Here is a 21,752-nt window from a genome sequence, read left to right as displayed (position 1 = left end):
CAGCCGGCGCAAGCCGGCGCCGCAGTTTCTGGAATTTCACGTTATGCATTTCGCTGAGGTCGGCCGATGAAGGCGACAGGTAATTTCGAGGCGGCGCGCGACGTCGACCCGATGGTGGTGCTGAGCGACAAGACCCGCGCTCACATCGATCACTGGCTGTCCAAGTTCCCGCCGGACCGCAAGCGCTCTGCCGTGCTGCAGGGCCTGCATGCGGCCCAGGAGCAGAACCAGGGCTGGCTGACCGACGAACTGATCGCCGGCGTGGCCAAGTACCTGGACCTGCCGCCGGTGTGGGCCTACGAGGTCGCCAGCTTCTACTCGATGTTCGAGACCGAGAAGGTGGGCCGCAACAACGTGGCCATCTGCACCAACATCAGCTGCTGGCTCAATGGCGCCGAGGACATCGTGCGCCATTGCGAGAAGAAGCTGGGCATCAAGCACGGTGAATCGACCCCTGACGGCCGCGTCTATCTCAAGCGCGAGGAAGAGTGCCTGGCCGGCTGCGGTGGCGCGCCGATGATGGTCATCAACGGTCACTACCATGAGCGTCTGACCCTGGAAAAGGTCGACGAGCTGCTGGACGGGCTGGAGTAAGGGCATGGCACATCACCACGAATCCAAGGGTCCGGTCGGCCCCGCGCCGCTGCCGCACCAGGTGGTCTATACCACCCTGCATTACGACACCCCGTGGTCGTACGAAAGCTACCTGAAGACCGGTGGCTACGCTGCCCTGCGCAAGATCCTCGAAGAGAAGATCCCGCCGGAGCAGGTCATCGAGATGGTCAAGGCCTCGGGCCTGCGCGGCCGCGGTGGCGCCGGCTTCCCGACCGGCCTGAAGTGGTCGTTCATGCCCAAGGGCAACATGCAGAAGTACATCCTCTGCAACTCGGACGAATCCGAGCCGGGCACCTGCAAGGATCGCGACATCCTGCGCTACAACCCGCATTCGGTCGTGGAAGGCATGGCGATCGCCTGCTACGCCACCGGTTCGACCGTGGGCTACAACTACCTGCGCGGTGAATTCCACCACGAGCCGTTCGAGCACTTCGAGCAGGCCCTGGCCGACGCCTATGCGAACGGCTGGCTGGGCAAGAACATCCTCGGCAGCGGCGTGGACATCGACATCTACGGCGCGCTGGGCGCTGGCGCGTACATCTGCGGCGAAGAAACCGCGCTGATGGAATCGCTGGAAGGCAAGAAGGGCCAGCCGCGCTACAAGCCGCCGTTCCCGGCCAACTTCGGCCTGTACGGCAAGCCGTCGACGATCAACAACACCGAAACCTACGGTTCGGTGCCGGCGATCATCCGCAACGGCCCGGAGTGGTTCAAGGGCCTGAGCCTGACCGCCAACGGTGGCCCGAAGTGCTTCTCGGTGTCCGGCTGCGTGCAGAACGGCGGCAACTTCGAAGTACCGCTGGGCACCACCTTCGACGACCTGCTGGAAATGGCCGGTGGCCTGCGTCCGGGCCGCAAGCTCAAGGGCGCGATCCCGGGCGGCGTGTCGATGCCGGTGCTGACCGCGGCCGAGCTGAAGGGCCTGCCGATGGACTACGACACCATCCGTGCGCTGGGCTCCGGCCTGGGCTCGGGTGCGATCGTCGTGCTCGACGACAGCGTCTGCTGCGTCAAGTTCGCCTGCCGCATCAGCCAGTTCTTCCACAAGGAATCCTGCGGCCAGTGCACCCCGTGCCGTGAAGGCACCGGCTGGATGCACCGCGTGCTGGAGCGCATCGTCGCCGGCAAGGCCACGATGGAAGACCTGCACCAGCTGAAGGCAGTGGCCGGGCAGATCGAAGGCCACACCATCTGTGCGTTCGGCGAAGCGGCTGCATGGCCCATCCAGGGCTTCCTGCGCCAGTTCTGGGACGAGTTCGAGTACTACATCGTCAACGGTCATTCGATGGTTGACGGCAAGAAGGTGGAGGCAGCCGCTGCATGAGCGCGCAACCCGTAAATCCGAGCGTCCCACCCGATCACGTCACCATCGAGATCGATGGCAAGTCGCTGGTCGTGCCCAAGGGCTCGATGATCATCCAGGCGGCCGACAAGGCCGGCATCTCCATTCCGCGCTTCTGCTATCACGAGAAGTTGCCGATCGCCGCCAACTGCCGCATGTGCCTGGTGGACGTGGAGAAGTCGCCGAAGCCGGCGCCGGCCTGTGCCACCCCGGTAATGGACGGCATGAAGGTCGCCACCCGCAGCGAGAAGGCGCTGAAGTTCCAGCGCTCGGTGATGGAGTTCCTGCTCATCAACCACCCGCTGGACTGCCCGATCTGCGATCAGGGCGGCGAGTGCGAGCTGCAGGACGTGTCGCTGGGCTATGGCCGTTCGGTCAGCCGCTTCAACGAGCGCAAGCGCGTGGTGCCTGACGAGGACATGGGTCCGCTGGTCGCCACCGAGATGACCCGCTGCATCCAGTGCACCCGCTGCGTCCGCTTCACCGCCGACGTTGCCGGTACCTACGAACTGGGTGGCATGTACCGCGGTGAGAACCTGCAGATCGGTACCTTCGACGGCAAGCCGCTGACCACCGAGCTGTCCGGCAACGTCGTTGACGTCTGCCCGGTCGGCGCGCTGACCAACAAGGTGTTCCAGTTCCGCGCCCGCCCGTGGGAACTGACCGCGCGCGAGTCGCTGGGCTACCACGATGCGATGGGTTCGAACCTGTTCCTGCACGTGCGTCGCGGCGAAGTGCTGCGCACCGTGCCGCGCGACAACGAAGCCGTGAACGAGTGCTGGCTGTCCGACCGTGACCGCTACTCGCACCAGGGCCTGTACAGCGAAGACCGTGCGGTCAAGCCGCTGCGCAAGGTCAATGGCGAGTGGAAGGAAGTGAGCTGGGCCGAAGGCCTGGCCGCGGCCGCCGAAATCCTCAAGGCCAACCAGGGTGACAACCTGGGCGTGCTGGTGCACCCGTCGACCTCGAACGAGGAAGGCGCACTGCTGGCCCGCCTGGCCAAGGGCCTGGGCTCGGGCAACATCGACCACCGCATCAACAACCGCGATTTCTCCGACGCCGCAACCGCCGAAGTGTTCGGCCTGCCGCTGGCCGAGATCGAGGGCGCCGACCGCATCGTGGTCCTGGGCAGCAACATCCGCCACGAACTGCCGCTGCTGCACGCTCGCCTGCGCAAGGCGCAGACCACCAAGGGCGCGAAGATCCACGTGGTCAATCCGGTGGACTTCGACTTCGCCTTCAGTGTCGCCGGCAAGCAGATCGTTGCCCCGTCGAAGTTCGTCGATGCGCTGGCCAACGCCGAGCTGCGTTCGGCAGTGCAGGGCGGCAACAACACCGTGCTGATCGTTGGTGGCATCGCCGAGAACCACCCGCAGGCTGCCGCGATCCGCGCTGCCGCGCGTGACTTCGCTGCCGCTACCGGTGCCAAGCTGTGCCGCATCCCGCAGGGCGCCAACGCCGTTGGCCTGACCCGCGCAGGCGTGCTGCCGGCTGGCAAGGACGTCGCCGCGATGCTGGCGCAGCCGCGCCAGGCCTACGTGGTGTACGGCCTTGAGCCGGGCCTGGACTTCGCCGACGCCCCGGCCGCCCGCAAGGCGCTGGCGGGTGCGAAGGTGGTGGCCTTCAGCCAGTTCGCCTGCGCCTCGACCCGCGACGTTGCCGACGTGATCCTGCCGATCGGTGCGCTGCCGGAAATCGACGCCACCCTGACCAACCTCGATGGTCGCGAGCAGTCGGCCCGTGCCGGCGGCAAGCTGCCGGGCGAGGCCCGCGAAGGCTGGCGCGTGCTGCGCGCACTGGGCGGCGACATGGCGCTGGCCGGTTTCGACTTCACCGACCTGGCCGGCCTGCGTGCCAGCCTGGCCCCGGTGTCGGTCACCGTCGCTGCTTCGGCGCAGCCGGCAGTTGCCGGTGAAGGCCTGGAAGTGGCTTCGACTGCCGCGATCTACCGCACCGATGCGGTGGTCCGTCGCGCGCCGGCACTGCAGTCGCATCCGCTCAACAACGCCCCGCGCATCGTGCTGAACGCAGAAGATGCCGCTCGCCTGCAGCTGCAGGAAGGGCAGATGGCCAAGGTCGGCACCGACGCCGGCAAGGCCACCCTGCCGGTGGTGGTCGACGCCCGCGTCGCTGCGGGTTCGGTCTGGATTGAATCGGGCCACGGCGCGACCGCGCCGCTGGGTGCCGCACGCGTATCGGTGGTGGCTGCATGAACGAATTGCTGTTGAACGCGGTCGACCCGCTGCACCAGTGGCTGCTCGGCCTCGGTGACATCGGCGCGCTGATCTGGATCATCCTGAAGATCCTGGTGATCGCCGTTCCGGTGATCATCTCGGTGGCCTTCTACGTGGTCTGGGAACGCAAGCTGATCGGCTGGATGCACGTCCGCCACGGCCCGATGTACGTGGGCATGGGCATCTTCCAGGCCTTCGCCGACGTCTTCAAGCTGCTGTTCAAGGAAGTGGTCCAGCCGAGCAGCGCCAACAAGGCGATCTACCTGCTGGCGCCGCTGATCACCCTGGCGCCGGCCTTCGCGGCCTGGTCGGTGGTGCCCTTCGATTCGCAGATCGTGCTGTCCAACGCCAACGCCGGCCTGCTGTATCTGCTGGCGATGACCTCGCTGGGCATCTACGGCATCATCCTGGCCGGTTGGGCGTCCAACTCGAAGTACGCGTTCCTGGGCGCCATGCGCGCCTCGGCGCAGATGATCAGCTACGAAATCGCCATGGGCTTCGCCCTGGTCGGCGTGATGATCGCCTCGGGCAGCCTGAACCTGAGCAACATCGTCGCTGCGCAGGCCGGCAGCTCCGGTTTCTTCGACTGGTTCCTGCTGCCGCTGTTCCCGCTGTTCGTCATCTACTGGGTGTCGGGCGTGGCTGAAACCAACCGTGCGCCGTTCGACGTGGTGGAAGGCGAGTCGGAAATCGTTGCCGGCCACATGGTCGAGTACTCCGGCGGCGCCTTCGCCCTGTTCTTCCTGGCCGAATACGCAAACATGATCCTGATCAGCTTCCTGATCTCGATCTTCTTCCTCGGCGGCTGGCTGAGCCCGGTCCAGGGCTGGGTCGACTTCGGCAATGTCTCGCCGCTGGTCGACTGGATCTGGAAGGGCGGTGCACCGTGGTTGTTCGTCAAGGTGTTCTTCTTCGCCAGTGCCTACATCTGGTTCCGTGCCAGCTTCCCGCGCTTCCGCTATGACCAGATCATGCGCCTGGGCTGGAAGGTCTTCATCCCGCTGGCCATTCTGTGGATCGCGGTTACCGCCGTCATGGTGTTCTTCGGCGTGATTCAAAAGGGCGTCTAAGTGATGAACAGGATTACCCATTACTTCAAGAGCCTGCTGCTGCTCGAACTGCTGGCCGGCCTCTGGCTGACGCTGAAGTACAGCTTCAAGCCGAAGTACACGATGATGTACCCGATGGAGAAGTTCCCGCAGTCGCCGCGCTTCCGTGGCCTGCACGCCCTGCGCCGTTATCCCAACGGCGAAGAGCGCTGCATTGCCTGCAAGCTGTGTGAAGCGGTGTGCCCGGCGCTGGCCATCACCATCGACTCGGCCAAGCGCGAGGACGGCACCCGCCGCACCACCCGCTACGACATCGACCTGTTCAAGTGCATCTTCTGCGGCTTCTGCGAAGAAAGCTGCCCGGTGGACTCGATCGTCGAAACCCACATCCTCGAGTACCACTTCGAGAACCGTGGCGAAAACATCGTTACCAAGCCGCAGCTGCTGGCCCTTGGCGACCGTCTCGAGTCCGAGATCGCCGAGCGTCGTGCCGCCGATGCCGCTTACCGCTGAGGTCGAGAGATGGATTGGGTAAATATCGCTTTCTGGGTGTTCGCCATCGCGGCAACGGTTTCGGCCGGTGCGGTGATCAGCGTGCGCAACCCGGTTCACGCCGTGCTCTGCCTGGTGCTGACCTTCTTCTCCATTGCCTGCGTGTGGCTGCTGGTGGGGGCCGAGTTCCTCGGCGTGGCCCTGGTGCTGGTCTACGTAGGCGCGGTGATGGTGCTGTTCCTGTTCGTGGTGATGATGCTGGACATCGACCCCACCAAGCTGCGTGAGGGCTGGGTGCGCTACCTGCCGGTCGGCCTCATCGTCGCGGTGGCGATGCTGGCGCAGATGCTGATCCTGATCGGCGTCAAGGCACGCTCGGTCACGCCGTTCCCGGCCGACAACGCCGCTGCGGTCGCCGCCGACAGTTCCAACATCACCTGGCTGGCACGCACGCTGTTCACCGAGTACCTGCTGCCGTTCGAGTTCGCCGCCGTCATCCTGACCGTGGCCGTGGTTGCCGCCGTCATGCTGACCCTGCGCCGTCGTACCGGCGTCAAGAGCCAGAACCCGGGCGAGCAGACCATGGTCAAGGCCGGCCAGCGCCTGCGCATGGTCAAGATGGGTGCCGAAGCACCGGTCGTGCACAGCAACAGCAAGCCGGCCACCGGCGAGGAGACCCAGCCGTGATTACCCTTGGCCACATCCTTGCGCTTGGCGCGGTGCTGTTCGCCATCAGCCTGGCCGGCATCTTCCTCAACCGGAAGAACGTCATCGTCCTGCTGATGTCGATCGAACTGATGCTGCTGTCGGTGAACATCAACTTCGTCGGCTTCTCGCGCCAGCTGGGCGACCCGTCCGGCCAGCTGTTCGTGTTCTTCATCCTGACCGTCGCCGCCGCGGAAGCCGCCATCGGCCTGGCGATCCTGGTGACCCTGTTCCGTACCCGCCGCACGATCAATGTCGGCGAAGTCGATTCGTTGAAGGGCTGATCCACAGATGGAAATCACTCTCTCCAAGAGTCTGTTGATCGCAGTGGTGCTTGCGCCGCTGTTCGGCAGCATCATCGCCGGCCTGTTCGGTCGCCAGGTCAAGCGCTTCGGCGCGCAGACCATCACCATCCTTGGCGTCGCGGTGGCCTGCGGCCTGTCGATGTACACGCTCTACCAGCTGCTGTGGGGCGGCGCACAGCCGTTCAACCAGAACATCTACACGTTCTTCGAAGTCGGCCAGTACTCGGCCCACGTCGGCTTCATGGTCGACAAGCTGACCGCGATGATGATGGTGGTGGTGACCTTCGTGTCGCTGCTGGTCCACATCTACACGATCGGCTACATGCAGGACGATCCGGGCTACCAGCGGTTCTTCAGCTACATCTCGCTGTTCACCTTCTCGATGCTCACCCTGGTGATGAGCAACAACTTCCTGCAGCTGTTCTTCGGCTGGGAAGCGGTGGGCCTGGTGTCGTACCTGCTGATCGGCTTCTGGTTCAAGCGCCCGACCGCGATCTTCGCCAACATGAAGGCGTTCCTGGTCAACCGCGTCGGTGACTTCGGCTTCCTGCTCGGCATCGCCGGCGTGCTGTGGGTGTTCGGCACCCTGGACTACTCGCAGGTGTTCTCGCAGGCCGGCATGCTGGCTGATCCGCGCGCCCAGCTGCAGATCTGGGACGGCACGATCCTGGGCATGCAGCTGCTCAACGAGCCGGTGATCTGGTCGATCGCTACCGTCATCTGCATCTGCCTGTTCATTGGTGCCATGGGCAAGTCGGCCCAGGTCCCGCTGCACGTGTGGCTGCCCGACTCGATGGAAGGCCCGACCCCGATCTCGGCACTGATCCACGCCGCGACGATGGTGACCGCCGGTATCTTCATGGTCACCCGCATGTCGCCGCTGTTCGAGCTGTCGCAGACCGCGCTGAACTTCGTGCTGTTCATCGGTGCCACCACCGCGTTCTTCACCGGCCTGATCGGTATCGTGCAGAACGACATCAAGCGCGTCGTCGCGTACTCCACGCTGTCGCAGCTGGGCTACATGACGGTTGCACTGGGCGTGTCGGCCTACTCGGCAGCCGTGTTCCACCTGATGACCCACGCCTTCTTCAAGGCGCTGCTGTTCCTGGGTGCCGGCTCGGTCATCATTGCCATGCACCACGAGCAGGACATGCGCAAGATGGGTGGCCTGCGCAAGTACATGCCGATCACCTTCATCACCATGTGGATCGGTACGCTGGCACTGGTGGGTACGCCGTTCTTCTCCGGCTTCTACTCGAAGGACACCATCATCGAGGCCGCCGAGCTGCACGCGCACCTGTCCGACAACTGGGTGGCCACCTACGGCTACTGGGCAGTGCTGGGTGGCGTGATCGTCACCAGCTTCTACAGCTTCCGCCTGCTGTTCCTGACCTTCCACGGCAAGGAGCGTTTCCGCGACGTGCATCATGACGATCATGGTCACGCCCATGACGCTCACCACGCCGCCGACGCCCACCACGGCGATGCGCATCACGATGACCACGGCCATGGCCACGGTCCGCATGAGCCGCACGAAACCCCGTGGGTGGTGACCTTGCCGCTGATCCTGCTGGCCATCCCGTCGATCGCCATCGGTTTCTTCAGCATCGGTCCGATGCTGTACGGCACCGACTGGGCCGGCCATCATGCCCACGATGCCATCAAGGGCCAGGCGCATACGTTCTTCACCGGAATCGTCGACTTCTACGATCCGGCCAAGAACACCATCGGCTTCCTGGGTGAGGAGTTCCACGGCCCGGTCGCCTTCGCGCTGCACGGCATGATGGCTCCGGCGTTCATGCTGACCGTTGCGGGCTTCCTGCTGGCCGCACTGTTCTACCTGTGGAAGCCGGACCTGTCGGGCAAGGCGCGCAAGACCTTCGCTCCGCTGGTGTCGGTGCTGGAAAACAAGTACGGCTTCGACAAGCTGTGGATCGATGGCTTTGCCGGTGGCAGCGTCAAGCTGGGCAAGGTCTCGCGCTGGATCGACAGCAACATCGTCGACGGCGTGGTCAATCTCTCGGCACGTGTTGTGGACGTTGCAGCCGGCGTGCTGCGTCGTACCCAATCCGGTTTCCTCTATCACTACGCCTTCGCGATGATCATCGGCCTGATTGCCCTGCTGGGCGTGCTGATGCATTACCTGCGTTGATGACCTGTACGGAATAAGAAGACGTGTCGAACTGGCCTCTACTCAGTGTCCTCATCTGGCTGCCGATCATCGGTGGCGCCCTGATCCTTGCGATCCGTGATGCGCAGACCGCCCGCTGGGCGTCGCTGGGCGTAGCGGTGCTGACGTTCGTGGCGAGCCTCTCGCTGCTGAGCGGCTACAACGCGGGCATCGACGGTCTGCAGTTCGTCGAGACCCATGCCTGGATCCCGGCGTACAAGATCGGCTACAACCTGGGCGTGGACGGCATTGCCGTGGCGCTGATCCTGCTGACCACCCTGGTCAGCGTGCTTGCCCTGATCGGCGCCTGGAGCGCCATCGACAAGCGCGTGAACCAGTACGTGGCGGCCTTCCTGATCCTGGAAGGCGTCACGGTCGGTATCTTCGCGGCGACGGACGCGATGCTGTTCTACGTGTTCTTCGAGGCGATGCTGATCCCGATGTTCCTGATCATCGGTGTCTGGGGCGGCCCGCGTCGCATCTACGCTGCGCTGAAGTTCTTCCTGTACACCTTCCTCGGCTCGGTGCTGATGCTGGTGGCACTGATCTACCTGTACATGAAGGGCGGCAGCTTCCAGCTGGCCGACCTGTATGCACTGCCACTGTCGGCCAAGGAACAGACCTGGATCTTCTTCGCGTTCCTGATCGCCTTCGCGGTCAAGGTGCCGATGTTCCCGGTCCATACCTGGCTGCCGGACGCCCACGTGGAAGCGCCGACCGCCGGTTCGGTGATCCTGGCCGCCATCGCCCTGAAGATCGGTGGCTATGGCTTCCTGCGCTTCAACCTGCCGATCGTCCCGGACGCGTCGCAGGAATGGGCCTGGCTGGTGATTGCGCTGTCGTTGATCGCAGTGATCTACGTTGGCCTGGTCGCCCTGGTGCAGGACGACATGAAGAAGCTGATCGCCTATTCGTCGATCGCGCACATGGGCTTCGTCACCCTGGGCACCTTCATTGCCCTGTGGCTGGTCCGTGAAGCCGGCAACGCCGATGCCGCCCGCCTGGGCCTGCAGGGCGCCATGGTGCAGATGATCTCGCACGGCTTCGTCTCCGGCGCGATGTTCTCCTGTGTCGGCGTGCTGTACGACCGCATGCACAGCCGCCGCATCGCCGATTACGGCGGCGTGGTCAACGTGATGCCGTGGTTCGCCACCTTCGCCATGCTGTTCTTCATGGCCAACGCGGGCCTGCCCGGTACCAGCGGTTTCGTTGGCGAGTTCATGGTCATCCTGTCGGCCTTCCAGCGCAATCCGTGGATCGCGCTGGGCGCGGCCACCACCCTGATCATCGGCGCCGCCTACACCCTGTGGCTGTACAAGCGCATCTTCTTCGGTGAAGTGGCCAACAGCCATGTTGCCGAACTGAAGGACATCAACGGCCGCGAATGGCTGGTGCTGGGCGTGTTCGCCATCGGCGTGCTGGCCCTGGGCATCTATCCCAAGCCGCTGACCGACCTGATGGAGCCCTCGATCGCGAAGCTGGCGATGCAGATCGCATCCAGCAAGCTGCTGTAATTCCAGGATTTGATGATGACCACCTCGCCGCTGCTGCCATTGACCGCCGCTGACCTGCCACCGCTCGCTCCCGAGCTGGTGCTGATCGGCAGCGCCTTCGCCCTGATGATCCTCGACCTGTTCGTCAGCAACCGGAACAAGATCGTCACCCACCTGTTCTCGCTCGCTGCGCTGGCCGTGGTGCTGTTCATGCTGGTCACCGGCGTGGGCGGGCAGGGCGAGGTCTTCCATGGCATGTTCGTGCGCGATACCGCCGCGGACGTGATGAAGACCGGGATCGTGCTGCTCAGCGGCCTGACCCTGGTCTACGGCTGGCGTTACCTGCGTGACCGCAACCTGTTCCAGGGCGAGATCCCGGTGCTGATCCTGTTCGGCACCGCCGGCATGATGATCCTGGTGTCGGCCGGCAGCCTGCTGATGGTCTACCTGGGCCTGGAACTGCTGGCGCTGTGCTCCTACGCCCTGGTCGCCAGCAACCGCGAAAACGGCCTGGCCTCGGAAGCGGCGATGAAGTACATCGTGCTCGGCTCGCTGGCCTCTGGCCTGCTGCTGTACGGCATGTCGCTGATCTACGGCGCTACCGGCAGCCTGCACCTGGACGTCATCCGTGACGCCATCCCGCACTCGGAAGAGCGCGTGCTGCTGATCACCGGTGCGGTGTTCATGATCGCCGGCGTCGCCTTCAAGCTGGGTGCGGCACCGTTCCACATGTGGCTGCCGGACGTGTACCAGGGTGCCCCGGCACCGATCGCGCTGTTCATCAGCTCGGCGCCGAAGCTGGCCGCCTTCGGCATGGCCTACCGCCTGCTGGAAATGGGCGTGGGCCCGCTGTCGACGGAACTGCAGCTGCTGATCGCCGGCCTGGCCGCAGTCTCGTTGGTCATCGGCAACCTGATGGCCATCGCGCAGAGCAATCTCAAGCGCATGCTGGCGTTCTCCACCGTCTCGCACATCGGCTTCCTGCTGATGGGCATCGCCGGTGGTGGCGCGCAGGGCTATGCCGCTGCGCTGTTCTACGCACTGGCCTACGCCATCATGTCGACCGCCGCCTTCGGCGCGATCATCGCGCTGTCGCGTGCCGGCTTTGAAGCCGAGAACATCGAGGACTTCAAGGGCCTCAATGCCCGCAACCCGTGGATGGCAGGCCTGGTGCTGTGCATCATGGCGTCGCTGGCCGGCATCCCGCCGTTCCTGGGCTTCTGGACCAAGCTGGCGGTGCTGGGCGCGGCCGTCAACGGCGGCCTGCTGTGGCTGGCCATCCTGGGCGTGCTGTGCGCCGTGGTCGGCTGCTTCTACTACCTGCGCGTCATCAAGGTCATGTACTTCGATGAGCCGGTGGGCGAGGCCATGCCGCGCAACAACGACCGCGTGCTGGGTGTGGTGCTGGGCGTCAATGCCCTGGCGCTGCTGGCCCTGGGCCTGGCCTGGAACCCGATCATGGTCTGGTGCCAGCAGGCATTTGCGCATCTTGCATAAAAGTTGACACAAAGCTGCGCGATTCGTGTAATATGCGCAGCCTGAGTTGTCACTGCAGCGGTTCAGCCAGAACATCGTTGCGGTAGCCCTCCTCGAAAGAGCAGGGCAGCAGTTCAAACACTTCCGGTGCGGGGTGGAGCAGTCTGGCAGCTCGTCGGGCTCATAACCCGAAGGTCGCAGGTTCAAATCCTGCCCCCGCTACCAACGTCCGATCGGCGCCAACCGGTTTGATGAATGAGGTAAGGCTTGCAGTTTTTGGAGCCATCGCTCATAATTCCGCTTCTGATGCGGGGTGGAGCAGTCTGGCAGCTCGTCGGGCTCATAACCCGAAGGTCGCAGGTTCAAATCCTGCCCCCGCTACCAAGTAAAGAGATCGCCTTCGAAGTGCTGCTTCGAGGGCGTTTTTCTTTGGGGTCTGCGTCGTTTCTGCGTGATCGGGGTCAGATCCCTTTTCCCGTGGAAAAGGGGTCTGACCCCGGGTCCGCACCTTGCACCAGCGCGGTGCAGCCGCTATCATCAGCGGCCTAGCAGTACCCCTGAAGGCGGCCTCCCAGCGGGAGTCCGGACCCGGAAGGAGGGCCGCAACCGGCAGGCAATGCAGGTTGCAACCGGAATCCAGTCACCGGAGTCTTTCCGGAAAAGGGGCCCAACGGGCCCTTTGTCGTTTCCGGGGCGTCATGTTTCCACGCCGGCCAAGGCCGGCACCCAACCATAGAGATCAAGGCAGGCTGTGAGCGACAAGGCAACCGACATCGCGAATCTGCTCGCCCCGACCGTTGTGTCGCTGGGCCTGGAGCTGCTGGGCGTTGAGTATCTGCCGGCCCCCGGCGGTGCGACCCTGCGCCTTTACATCGACGTGCCGCTGGCTGAACAGCCCGAGCGCATCATCAATGTCGACGACTGCGAGCGGGTCAGCCGCGAAGTCTCGGCGCAGCTGGACGTCGAAGACCCGATCAGCGGCAACTACACGCTGGAAGTGTCCTCGCCGGGCGTGGACCGCCCGCTGTTCAACCTGGAGCAGTTCGGCCGCCACCAGGGTGAATCGGCCAAGGTCACGCTGAAGTTGCCGCAGGACAACCGTCGTCGCCTGCAGGGCCGCATCGAAGCGATCGACGAGGCCGCGGGCACCATCACCTTCATCGTCGACAAGGCTGAAGTGGTCGTGTCGGCCGACAACATCGACAAGGCACGGATCATGCCCGACTGGGTGGCGCTGGGGCTGGCCCCGAGCAAGCCGACCGGTCCGGCGCCGAAGCGTCCGAAGCCGAACACGAATTCTTCTTCCAACGAGCCGGCGGCAAAGAAGCCGCGCGCGGAGTGAGCCAATGAGCAAGGAACTGTTGCTGGTAGTCGACGCAGTCGCCAACGAGAAGGGCGTGCCGCGTGAAGTGATCTTCGATGCCATCGAGGCCGCCCTGGCCTCGGCAGCGAAGAAGCGCTATCCCGAGGAGGAAGTGCTGACCCGCGTGGTCATCGACCACAAGGATGGCAGCTACGAAACCTTCCGCCGCTGGGAAGTGGTGGCCGATGACGTGGTCATGGAATCGCCGGATCGCCAGATCCGCCTGATGGACGCGGTCGACGAGGCCGAAGGCGTCGAGGTCGGCGACTACATCGAAGAGCAGATCGAGAACCCGGACTTCGGCCGCATCGCTGCCCAGGCCGCCAAGCAGGTCATCGTCCAGCGCGTGCGCGAAGCCGAGCGCCAGCAGGTCGTGGATGCATGGAAGGATCGCGTGGGTGAGCTGATCACCGGTGTGGTCAAGCGCGCCGAGCGCGGCAACATCTACGTCGACCTCGGTGGCAATGCCGAAGGCTTCATTCCGAAGGACAAGGGCATTCCGCGCGACGTGCTGCGTGCCGGCGACCGCGTGCGCGGCTACCTGGCCGAAGTGCGCTCGGAGCCGCGTGGCCCGCAGCTGTTCATCAGCCGCGCCGCGCCGGAGTTCATGATCGAGCTGTTCAAGCTGGAAGTGCCGGAAGTCGGCCAGGGCCTGGTGGAAATCAAGGCCTGCGCCCGCGATCCGGGCGACCGCGCCAAGATCGCCGTGCTGGCCCACGACCAGCGCACCGACCCGATCGGTGCCTGCATCGGCATGCGCGGTTCGCGCGTGCAGGCCGTGTCCAACGAGCTCAATGGCGAGCGCGTGGACATCGTGCTGTGGAACGACAACCCGGCCAACTTCGTCATCAACGCGATGGCGCCGGCCGAAGTGCAGTCGATCATCGTCGATGAGGACAAGCACTCGATGGACCTGGCCGTTGCCGAAGACCGCCTGGCCCAGGCGATCGGCAAGGGCGGCCAGAACGTGCGCCTGGCCAGCCGCCTGACCGGCTGGCAGCTCAACGTGATGACCCAGGACCAGGTCACTGCCAAGTCGGAGGCCGAGCAGGCTGCCGCCCGCCAGCTGTTCATGGACAAACTGGAAGTGGACGAGGAAATCGCCGGCATCCTGGTCAGCGAAGGCTTCGGCACCGTCGAGGAAATCGCATATGTCCCGGTCGGCGAACTGCTGGCCGTGGAAGGTTTCGACGAGGACATCGTCGAAGAGCTGCGCGCTCGTGCCCGCGATGCGCTGCTCAATGAGGCCCTGGCAGTCGAGGAAGGCCTTGAAGACGGCCAGCCGGCGCAGGACCTGCTGTCCCTGAAGGGCATGGACGAAGCCACCGCATATGCGCTGGCCGGCCACGGCGTGCGTACCAGCGAGGACCTGTCCGACCTGGCCGCCGACGAGGTCATGGACTTCGGCATCGAAGGACTGGATCAGGCGCGCGCCGCTGCGCTGATCCTGGCCGCCCGTGCCGAGGAGATCGCCCGACTGGAACGCGGCGAATGAGCCGGCAATGAACAGGGCCCTGAGCCGCTCAGGGCGTAGAATCCGCGCCACCTCCAGATGCGGGGGGGCGCCCACAAGATCATAGGATCCGAATGTCGCAGCAAACCACCATCCGCAAGCTTGCCGAACTGGTCAACACGCCGGTCGAAAAACTGCTGGAACAGCTGGCCGGTGCCGGCATGAAGTTCAGCGGTCCCGACCAGGTCGTGACCAGCTCCGAGAAGGTAAAGCTCCTGGGCTTCCTTCGTCGTTCGCACGGCAAGCCCGAGCAGGCCCCGGAAGAGACCGATCAGTCTGCGAAGAAGATCACGCTCAACCGCCGGAAGCAGCAGGAAGTGACGGTCAATTCCGGTCGCAGCAAGACGACCGTGAATGTCGAGGTGCGCCAGAAGCGTACCTACGTCAAGGATGGTGCTCGCGCCATGACGCCGGACGAAGAGCGCGCCGACATCCTGCGCAAGCTGGAAGAGTCGCGCGCGCGCAACCTCGCCGAACAGCAGGCCCTGGCCGAGAAGGATCGTCTGCGCGACGAGGCCATCGTCCGTGCCCGTGAGGAAGAGGCCGCCGCCAAGGAACGCGCCGAAGCCGAGAAGAAGGCTGCCGAGGAAGCTGCGGCTGCGGCCAAGGCGGCCGAGGCACTGGCCGCCAGCAAGCCCAAGCGTGCTCCGATCGACGAAACCGCGCCGCGCCCGCCGCGCGCCCCGGCCGCCGCCCCGGCTGCGCCGCGTGGTGCTCCGCCGCCGCCGCCGCGCAACGACGAGCGCAACAACCGCAGCGCGCCGCGCAACGAGCGTGGCCCGGGCGACCGCTTCGCCGGCCAGATGCACCTGTCGGCCGCCGACCGTGCGCGTCGCGGCAACAGCAACAACAGCAATTCGCGTGGACGTCCGGGTGGCCGCAACCAGTCCGGTGGCCGTCGCGACATGTCGCGTGGTGGCAACAATGCCGGTCCGCACGCGTTCGAACGCCCGACCGCCCCGGTCGTGCGTGAAGTCGCGATCGGCGAGACCATCACCGTGGCCGACCTGGCGCAGAAGCTCGCGCTGAAGGGCGGCGAGGTGGTGAAGGCGCTGTTCAAGATGGGCGTGATGGCGACCATCACCCAGTCCATCGACCACGACACCGCTGCGCTGGTGACCGAAGAACTCGGCCACAAGGCGATCCGTGCCAACGACAACGATGCCGAAGACGCGCTGCTGGCTTCGACCGGTGAAAACCAGGGCGAAGCCGTGCAGCGCCCGCCGGTGGTCACCATCATGGGTCACGTCGACCACGGCAAGACCTCGCTGCTGGACTACATCCGCCGCACCAAGGTTGCCCACGGCGAAGCCGGCGGCATCACCCAGCATATCGGTGCCTATCACGTCGAAACGCCCAAGGGCGTCATCAGCTTCCTGGATACCCCGGGCCACGCCGCGTTCACCTCGATGCGTGCCCGCGGTGCCAAGCTGACCGACATCGTGGTGCTGGTGGTTGCTGCCGACGACGGCGTCATGCCGCAGACCAAGGAAGCGATCCAGCACGCCCGTTCGGCGGGTGTGCCGCTGATCGTGGCGATCAACAAGATCGACAAGTCCGGTGCCGACCCGATGCGGGTCAAGAACGAGCTGCTCTCCGAGCAGGTCGTGGCCGAAGAGTTCGGTGGTGACATCCAGATGGTGGAGATCTCGGCCAAGACCGGCCTGGGCATCGACGACCTGCTGGACGCGGTGTCGGTGCAGGCCGAACTGCTGGAACTGAAGGCCGTCGACGAAGGCCGCGCCTCGGGCGTGGTGATCGAATCGTCGCTGGACAAGGGCCGCGGCCCGGTCGCTACGGTGCTGGTGCAGCAGGGCCGCCTGAAGAAGGGCGACTACCTGGTGTGCGGTATCCAGTACGGCCGCGTGCGTGCGCTGTTCGACGAAACCGGCAAGCAGCCGGAGTTCGCCGGCCCGTCGATCCCGGTGCAGGTCCTGGGCCTGTCCGGTGTACCGGAAGCCGGAGACGACTTCGTGGTGGTCGAGGACGAGCGCCTGGCCAAGGATGTTGCGCAGCAGCGTGAGACCAAGCGCCGTGAGTCGCGCCTGGTCGCCACCGCTGGCAGCCGCATGGAAGACATCATGGCGACCCTGGGCAAGGGCGAGGGCCAGCAGGTTCTCAACCTGGTCATCAAGGCCGACGTGCAGGGTTCGGTGCAGGCCCTGAGCCAGGCACTGGTCGCGCTGTCCAACGAAGACATCCGCATCAACGTGATCCACTCCGGCGTCGGCGGCATCACCGAATCGGACGCCAACTCGGCGGCTGCTTCGAAGGCCACCGTCATCGGCTTCAACGTGCGTGCGGATGCTTCGGCCCGTCGCATCATTGAATCCAACGGCGTCGACCTGCGTTACTTCTCGATCATCTATGACGTGATCGATCAGGTGAAGCAGGTGGCATCCGGTCTGCTGGGCGTGGAGATCCGCGAAGAGATCATCGGTATCGCCGAGGTCCGCGACGTCTTCCGCAGCTCCAAGCTGGGCGCCGTTGCCGGCTCGATGGTCATCGAGGGCGTGGTCAAGCGCAACAAGCCGATCCGCGTGCTGCGCGACAGCGTGGTGATCTTCGAGGGCGAGCTGGAATCGCTGCGTCGCTTCAAGGAGAACGTCGAGGAAGTCCGCAACGGTACCGAATGCGGTATCGCGGTGAAGGCCTACAACGACGTCAAGCCAGGCGACCAGATCGAGTGCTTCGAGCGTATCGAAGTGCCGCGCACCCTGTAATGCTGCAAGGTGGCCCGACCAACGGTCGGGCCCTACCATGTACCTGTAGCGCCCGACCGTTGGTCGGGCGACAACTGAACCAAGAGCTGCTCGTGCCCAAGACTTTCCATCGAACCGACCGTGTCTCCGCCCAGCTGCGCCGTGAACTCGGCACCCTGGTGCACAACGCCGTGCGCGAGCACGGGTTGCCCTCGGTGAGCGTGTCCGACGTGGAAATCACCCGCGACATGGCCCATGCCAAGGTGTTCGTCACCGCCCTGATGCCGGAACGCTCGGCTGAAGCCGTGGCCGGCCTGAAGGAGCTGGGCTACCGCCTGCGCATGGACCTGGCCCGTGCGATGAAGCTGCGCCACGTGCCGGAGCTGCATTTCCACTACGACGATTCGGTCGACCGTGGTGAGCACATCGACAACATCCTGCGCGACCTGCCCGATACGCTGGCCGCGGAGAAGCGTCGCGAGAGCGACGAAGAATAAGCTAGCGCCGGGCCCATGCCCGGCGTCTTTTCATTCTGACCGTGCGAGGCCGGACGCTGGCCGCGCTTCGCGCTCGCCGGGCATGGCCCGGCGCTACCCGTATCTGTCATGACCCGAATTCAGTTCCGCCGCCTGGATGGCATCCTGCTGCTCGACAAGTCGACCGGCATGAGCTCCAACGCCGCCCTGCAGGTGGCGCGCCGCCTGTTCCGTGCCGAGAAGGGGGGCCACACCGGCAGCCTCGACCCGTTGGCCACCGGCCTGCTGCCGCTATGCTTCGGCGAGGCGACCAAGATCGCCGGCCTGCTGCTGGGTTCGGCCAAGGCGTACGATGCCGAGATCGTGCTCGGCCAGACCACGGATACCGATGATGCCGAGGGCCAGGTGCTGCTGCAGCGTCCGGTGCCGGCGATCAGCGCCGAGGCCCTGCAGGCTGCGCTGGCACCACTGACGGGGAACATCCGCCAGCGGGCGCCGATCTATTCGGCGCTGAAGCAGGGCGGTGAACCGCTGTATGTGAAGGCCCGCCGCGGCGAGGCCATCGAGGCCCCGGAGCGCGAGGTCCAGGTGCACGCCATCGAGGTACTCGAGCAGCAGCAGGAACGGCTGCGGCTGCGCGTGACCTGTGGCTCCGGCACCTACATCCGCAGCCTGGCACGCGACCTTGGCGAACGCCTGGGCTGCGGCGCCCATATCAGTGCGCTGCGCCGGCTATGGGTCGAGCCGTTCCGTGAACCGGTGATGGTCACCCTGGACCAGCTGCGGGTGATGGCCGAGGCCGGCGACGAGGCGGGCATGGACGCGCTGCTGCTGCCGCTGGCGGCCGGCCTGGCCGAGTATCCGCGGGTTGACCTCGACGCCGCCCAGGCTCACCGTTTCTGCGTCGGCCAGCGCCAGCGTGACATGTCCTGGCCGCATGGTCTGGTGGCCGTGTTCGGTCCGGACGATGCTGTCCAGGGCCTGGGCCAGGTCGACGACAGTGGCCTGCTGGCCCCGCAGCGCCGTTTCAACCTCTGACCGGGGCAGGGTGGTTCAGCCCCGGTCCTTGTCCCGGAAGCCCCTGGCCGTTACAATTTAGCGGCCGTTTTCCGGCAACCTGCCTCCCGCAGGTTTCATCCTCGTAGTCCACGGCGAGCCTGGCGGTGCGCGAAGCGCGTTCCTGCCGGCCACGCATCACAGAGAAAAAAGAAATGTCGATCGACACCCAGAAGGTCATTGAAGACAACAAGCGCAGCGTCGCTGACACCGGCTCCCCGGAAGTCCAGGTTGCCCTGCTGACCGCCCGCATCGAACTGCTGACCGGCCACTTCAAGACCCACAAGAAGGATCACCACAGCCGCCGCGGCCTGCTGCAGATGGTCAACCGCCGTCGCAGCCTGCTCGACTACCTGAAGAAGAAGGACGTCGAGCGTTACAAGGCCCTGATCGAAAAGCTTGGCCTGCGTCGCTAAGCAACGAATCCCCCGCGGCGCAGCGATGCGCCGCGGTTTTGTTTTGTAGCACCGCAATCCCCGATTCAGGCCGGAACGATCCGGCCACCCGCTGGCGGCAAGGGTCGCCGACGGTCCAAATTCGCAGACAGCATCCCCAAGGACACCCTCCGTGGCAAAAATCACCAAAACCTTCCAGTACGGCAAGCACACCGTCACGCTTGAGACCGGCGAAGTCGCCCGCCAGGCCAGCGGCGCGGTCATCGTCAAGATGGACGACACCGTACTGCTGGTCACCGCCGTCGCCGCCAAGAGCGCGCGCGAAGGCCAGGACTTCTTCCCGCTGACCGTCGATTATCAGGAAAAGTTCTACGCCGGCGGCCGCATCCCGGGTGGTTTCTTCAAGCGTGAAGGCCGTGCGACCGAGAAGGAAACGCTGATCTCGCGTCTGATCGACCGTCCGATCCGTCCGCTGTTCCCGGAAGACTACAAGAACGAAGTGCAGATCATCGCCACGGTCATGTCGCTGAACCCGGACGTGGACGGCGACATCCCGGCCCTGATCGGCGCCTCGGCTGCCCTGGCCCTGGCCGGCACCCCGTTCATGGGCCCGATCGGCGCTGCCAAGGTCGGCTACAAGAACGGCGAGTACATCCTGAACCCGACCGTCAGCGAACTGGCTGACTCGCAGCTGGAACTGGTCGTTGCCGGTACCTCCAACGCCGTGCTGATGGTCGAATCCGAAGCCGCGCTGCTGTCCGAAGACGTGATGCTGGGCGCCGTGACTTTCGGTCACCGCGAAATGCAGAAGGTCATCAACGCGATCAACGAGCTGACCGTCGAAGCCGGCACCAAGCCGTCGACCTGGGAAGCCCCGGCCAAGAACGACGCGCTGATCTCCGCGCTGAAGGAAGCCATCGGCCCGCGCCTGGGCGAAGCCTTCCAGGTGCGCGACAAGCTGCAGCGCCGTGACGCCATCTCGGCGATCAAGAAGGACGTGTTCGAAGCCCTGGCGGGCCGCGTGGCCGCCGAAGGCTGGAACCCGGCTGAGCTGTCGAAGGAATTCGGCGAGCTGGAATACCGCACCATGCGTGACTCGGTGCTGGACACCAAGGTCCGTATCGACGGCCGTGCGCTGGACACCGTCCGCCCGATCGCCGTGAAGACTGGCGTGCTGCCGCGTACCCACGGTTCCTCGCTGTTCACCCGCGGCGAAACCCAGGCCATCGTGACCATCACCCTGGGCACCGCCCGTGATGGCCAGGTCATCGATGCCGTTGCCGGTGAGTACAAGGAAAACTTCCTGTTCCACTACAACTTCCCTCCGTTCTCGGTGGGCGAGTGCGGCCGCATGATGGGCCCGAAGCGCCGCGAAATCGGCCACGGTCGTCTGGCCAAGCGCGGCGTGCTGGCTGTCATGCCGTCGCTGGAAGCCTTCCCGTACACCATCCGCGTCGTCTCGGAAATCACCGAGTCGAACGGTTCTTCGTCGATGGCGTCGGTCTGCGGCTCGTCGCTGGCCCTGATGGACGCCGGCGTGCCGGTGAAGGCACCGGTGGCCGGTATTGCCATGGGCCTGGTCAAGGAAGGCGACCGTTTCGTGGTCCTGTCCGACATCCTGGGTGACGAAGATCACCTGGGCGACATGGACTTCAAGGTGGCCGGTACCGCTGAGGGCATCTCCGCCCTGCAGATGGACATCAAGATCGAAGGCATCACCGAAGAGATCATGAAGCAGGCCCTGCAGCAGGCCAAGGCTGGCCGTCTGCACATCCTGGGTGAAATGGCCCACGGCCTGACCGCTCCGCGTGAGGAGCTGTCGGACTACGCGCCGCGCCTGCTGACCATCAAGATCCACCCGGACAAGATCCGCGAAGTGATCGGCAAGGGTGGCTCGACCATCCAGGCCATCACCAAGGAAACCGGCACCCAGATCGACATCCAGGACGACGGCACCATCGTCATCGCGTCGGTCAACGCCATCGCTGCCCAGGCCGCCAAGGCCCGCATCGAGCAGATCACCTCGGACGTCGAGCCGGGCCGCATCTACGAAGGCAAGGTCGCCAAGATCATGGACTTCGGTGCGTTCGTTACCATCCTGCCGGGCAAGGACGGCCTGGTCCACGTGTCGCAGATCTCCAGCGAGCGCGTCGAGAAGGTCGGCGACAAGCTGAAGGAAGGCGATGTGGTCAAGGTCAAGGTGCTGGAAGTCGACAAGCAGGGCCGTATCCGCCTGTCGATGAAGGCCGTCGAAGAAGGCGAAGGCGCCAGCGCCGAATAATCGGTACTGCTGATCGTGCGGTGGGTGAGGACCGTTGGTCCTCACGCTTTCGCAAATGAGAAAGCGGGCTTCGGCCCGCTTTCTC

General features: G+C 64.9%; 17 protein-coding genes and 2 tRNA genes. All 19 read left to right on the top strand.

Annotated elements, in window-relative coordinates:
• Positions 1-66 precede the first annotated feature (66 nt).
• Positions 67-594 (top strand): NADH-quinone oxidoreductase subunit NuoE, encoded by a 528-nt coding sequence (gene nuoE / locus ACM0PB_RS02180; RefSeq protein ID WP_005410460.1) that lies wholly within the window; start codon positions 67-69, stop codon positions 592-594.
• A 4-nt stretch (positions 595-598) separates the two neighbouring features.
• Positions 599-1,939, top strand: a complete 1,341-nt coding sequence (nuoF, locus tag ACM0PB_RS02175) for an NADH-quinone oxidoreductase subunit NuoF (RefSeq protein ID WP_005417934.1) — start codon at positions 599-601, stop codon at positions 1,937-1,939.
• Complete coding sequence (nuoG, locus tag ACM0PB_RS02170; RefSeq protein ID WP_171955642.1) at positions 1,936-4,170, top strand: NADH-quinone oxidoreductase subunit NuoG; 2,235 nt, start codon at positions 1,936-1,938, stop codon at positions 4,168-4,170. Before nuoF ends, nuoG begins: the two co-directional genes overlap by 4 nt.
• On the top strand, positions 4,167-5,261 hold the full coding sequence (nuoH, locus tag ACM0PB_RS02165) for an NADH-quinone oxidoreductase subunit NuoH (protein WP_065186670.1): 1,095 nt from the start codon (positions 4,167-4,169) through the stop codon (positions 5,259-5,261). The genes nuoG and nuoH overlap by 4 nt, the downstream gene beginning before the upstream one ends.
• A 3-nt stretch (positions 5,262-5,264) precedes the next feature.
• On the top strand, positions 5,265-5,753 hold the full coding sequence (nuoI, locus tag ACM0PB_RS02160) for an NADH-quinone oxidoreductase subunit NuoI (protein ID WP_005417924.1): 489 nt from the start codon (positions 5,265-5,267) through the stop codon (positions 5,751-5,753).
• Between the two features lie 9 nt (positions 5,754-5,762).
• Positions 5,763-6,419, top strand: a complete 657-nt coding sequence (locus ACM0PB_RS02155) for an NADH-quinone oxidoreductase subunit J (RefSeq protein WP_005417923.1) — start codon at positions 5,763-5,765, stop codon at positions 6,417-6,419.
• A complete protein-coding gene (gene nuoK, locus ACM0PB_RS02150) occupies positions 6,416-6,721 on the top strand; it encodes an NADH-quinone oxidoreductase subunit NuoK (protein ID WP_005417921.1) in 306 nt (101 codons plus the stop codon). The genes ACM0PB_RS02155 and nuoK overlap by 4 nt, the downstream gene beginning before the upstream one ends.
• Before the next feature lie 7 nt (positions 6,722-6,728).
• The gene (gene nuoL / locus ACM0PB_RS02145; RefSeq protein WP_065186671.1) at positions 6,729-8,894 is read left to right on the top strand and encodes an NADH-quinone oxidoreductase subunit L; all 2,166 of its coding nucleotides are present in this window, start codon (positions 6,729-6,731) and stop codon (positions 8,892-8,894) included.
• A gap of 23 nt (positions 8,895-8,917) precedes the next feature.
• Positions 8,918-10,426, top strand: coding sequence for an NADH-quinone oxidoreductase subunit M (locus ACM0PB_RS02140; RefSeq protein WP_005410452.1), 1,509 nt, complete (start codon positions 8,918-8,920; stop codon positions 10,424-10,426).
• 15 nt (positions 10,427-10,441) lie between these two features.
• Positions 10,442-11,902: an NADH-quinone oxidoreductase subunit NuoN gene (gene nuoN, locus ACM0PB_RS02135; RefSeq protein ID WP_065179770.1), complete on the top strand. Its 1,461-nt coding sequence runs from the start codon at positions 10,442-10,444 to the stop codon at positions 11,900-11,902.
• A 127-nt stretch (positions 11,903-12,029) separates the two neighbouring features.
• Positions 12,030-12,106: transfer RNA gene (locus ACM0PB_RS02130), tRNA-Met, on the top strand.
• Between the two features lie 82 nt (positions 12,107-12,188).
• Positions 12,189-12,265 (top strand) — tRNA-Met (locus ACM0PB_RS02125).
• A 367-nt stretch (positions 12,266-12,632) separates the two neighbouring features.
• Positions 12,633-13,223 (top strand): ribosome maturation factor RimP, encoded by a 591-nt coding sequence (rimP, locus tag ACM0PB_RS02120; RefSeq protein WP_005417913.1) that lies wholly within the window; start codon positions 12,633-12,635, stop codon positions 13,221-13,223.
• A 4-nt stretch (positions 13,224-13,227) separates the two neighbouring features.
• Positions 13,228-14,739, top strand: a complete 1,512-nt coding sequence (gene nusA / locus ACM0PB_RS02115; protein WP_005417911.1) for a transcription termination factor NusA — start codon at positions 13,228-13,230, stop codon at positions 14,737-14,739.
• Between the two features lie 92 nt (positions 14,740-14,831).
• On the top strand, positions 14,832-17,480 hold the full coding sequence (gene infB / locus ACM0PB_RS02110; RefSeq protein WP_053499259.1) for a translation initiation factor IF-2: 2,649 nt from the start codon (positions 14,832-14,834) through the stop codon (positions 17,478-17,480).
• A 92-nt stretch (positions 17,481-17,572) separates the two neighbouring features.
• Positions 17,573-17,956: a 30S ribosome-binding factor RbfA gene (gene rbfA / locus ACM0PB_RS02105; protein WP_005410447.1), complete on the top strand. Its 384-nt coding sequence runs from the start codon at positions 17,573-17,575 to the stop codon at positions 17,954-17,956.
• Positions 17,957-18,064: 108 nt separating this feature from the next.
• A complete protein-coding gene (gene truB, locus ACM0PB_RS02100) occupies positions 18,065-18,973 on the top strand; it encodes a tRNA pseudouridine(55) synthase TruB (RefSeq protein WP_414604309.1) in 909 nt (302 codons plus the stop codon).
• Between the two features lie 173 nt (positions 18,974-19,146).
• Positions 19,147-19,407, top strand: coding sequence for a 30S ribosomal protein S15 (rpsO, locus tag ACM0PB_RS02095; RefSeq protein WP_414604308.1), 261 nt, complete (start codon positions 19,147-19,149; stop codon positions 19,405-19,407).
• A 151-nt stretch (positions 19,408-19,558) separates the two neighbouring features.
• Positions 19,559-21,667 carry a polyribonucleotide nucleotidyltransferase gene (gene pnp / locus ACM0PB_RS02090; RefSeq protein ID WP_053499253.1) on the top strand — a complete coding sequence of 703 codons (2,109 nt, stop codon included), beginning with the start codon at positions 19,559-19,561 and terminating at the stop codon, positions 21,665-21,667.
• Positions 21,668-21,752 lie beyond the last annotated feature (85 nt).

It is taken from the genome of Stenotrophomonas sp. AR029, assembly GCF_047520695.2.
Taxonomy (GTDB): domain Bacteria; phylum Pseudomonadota; class Gammaproteobacteria; order Xanthomonadales; family Xanthomonadaceae; genus Stenotrophomonas; species Stenotrophomonas sepilia.
This window is presented reverse-complemented; position numbering and strand designations above follow the sequence as displayed.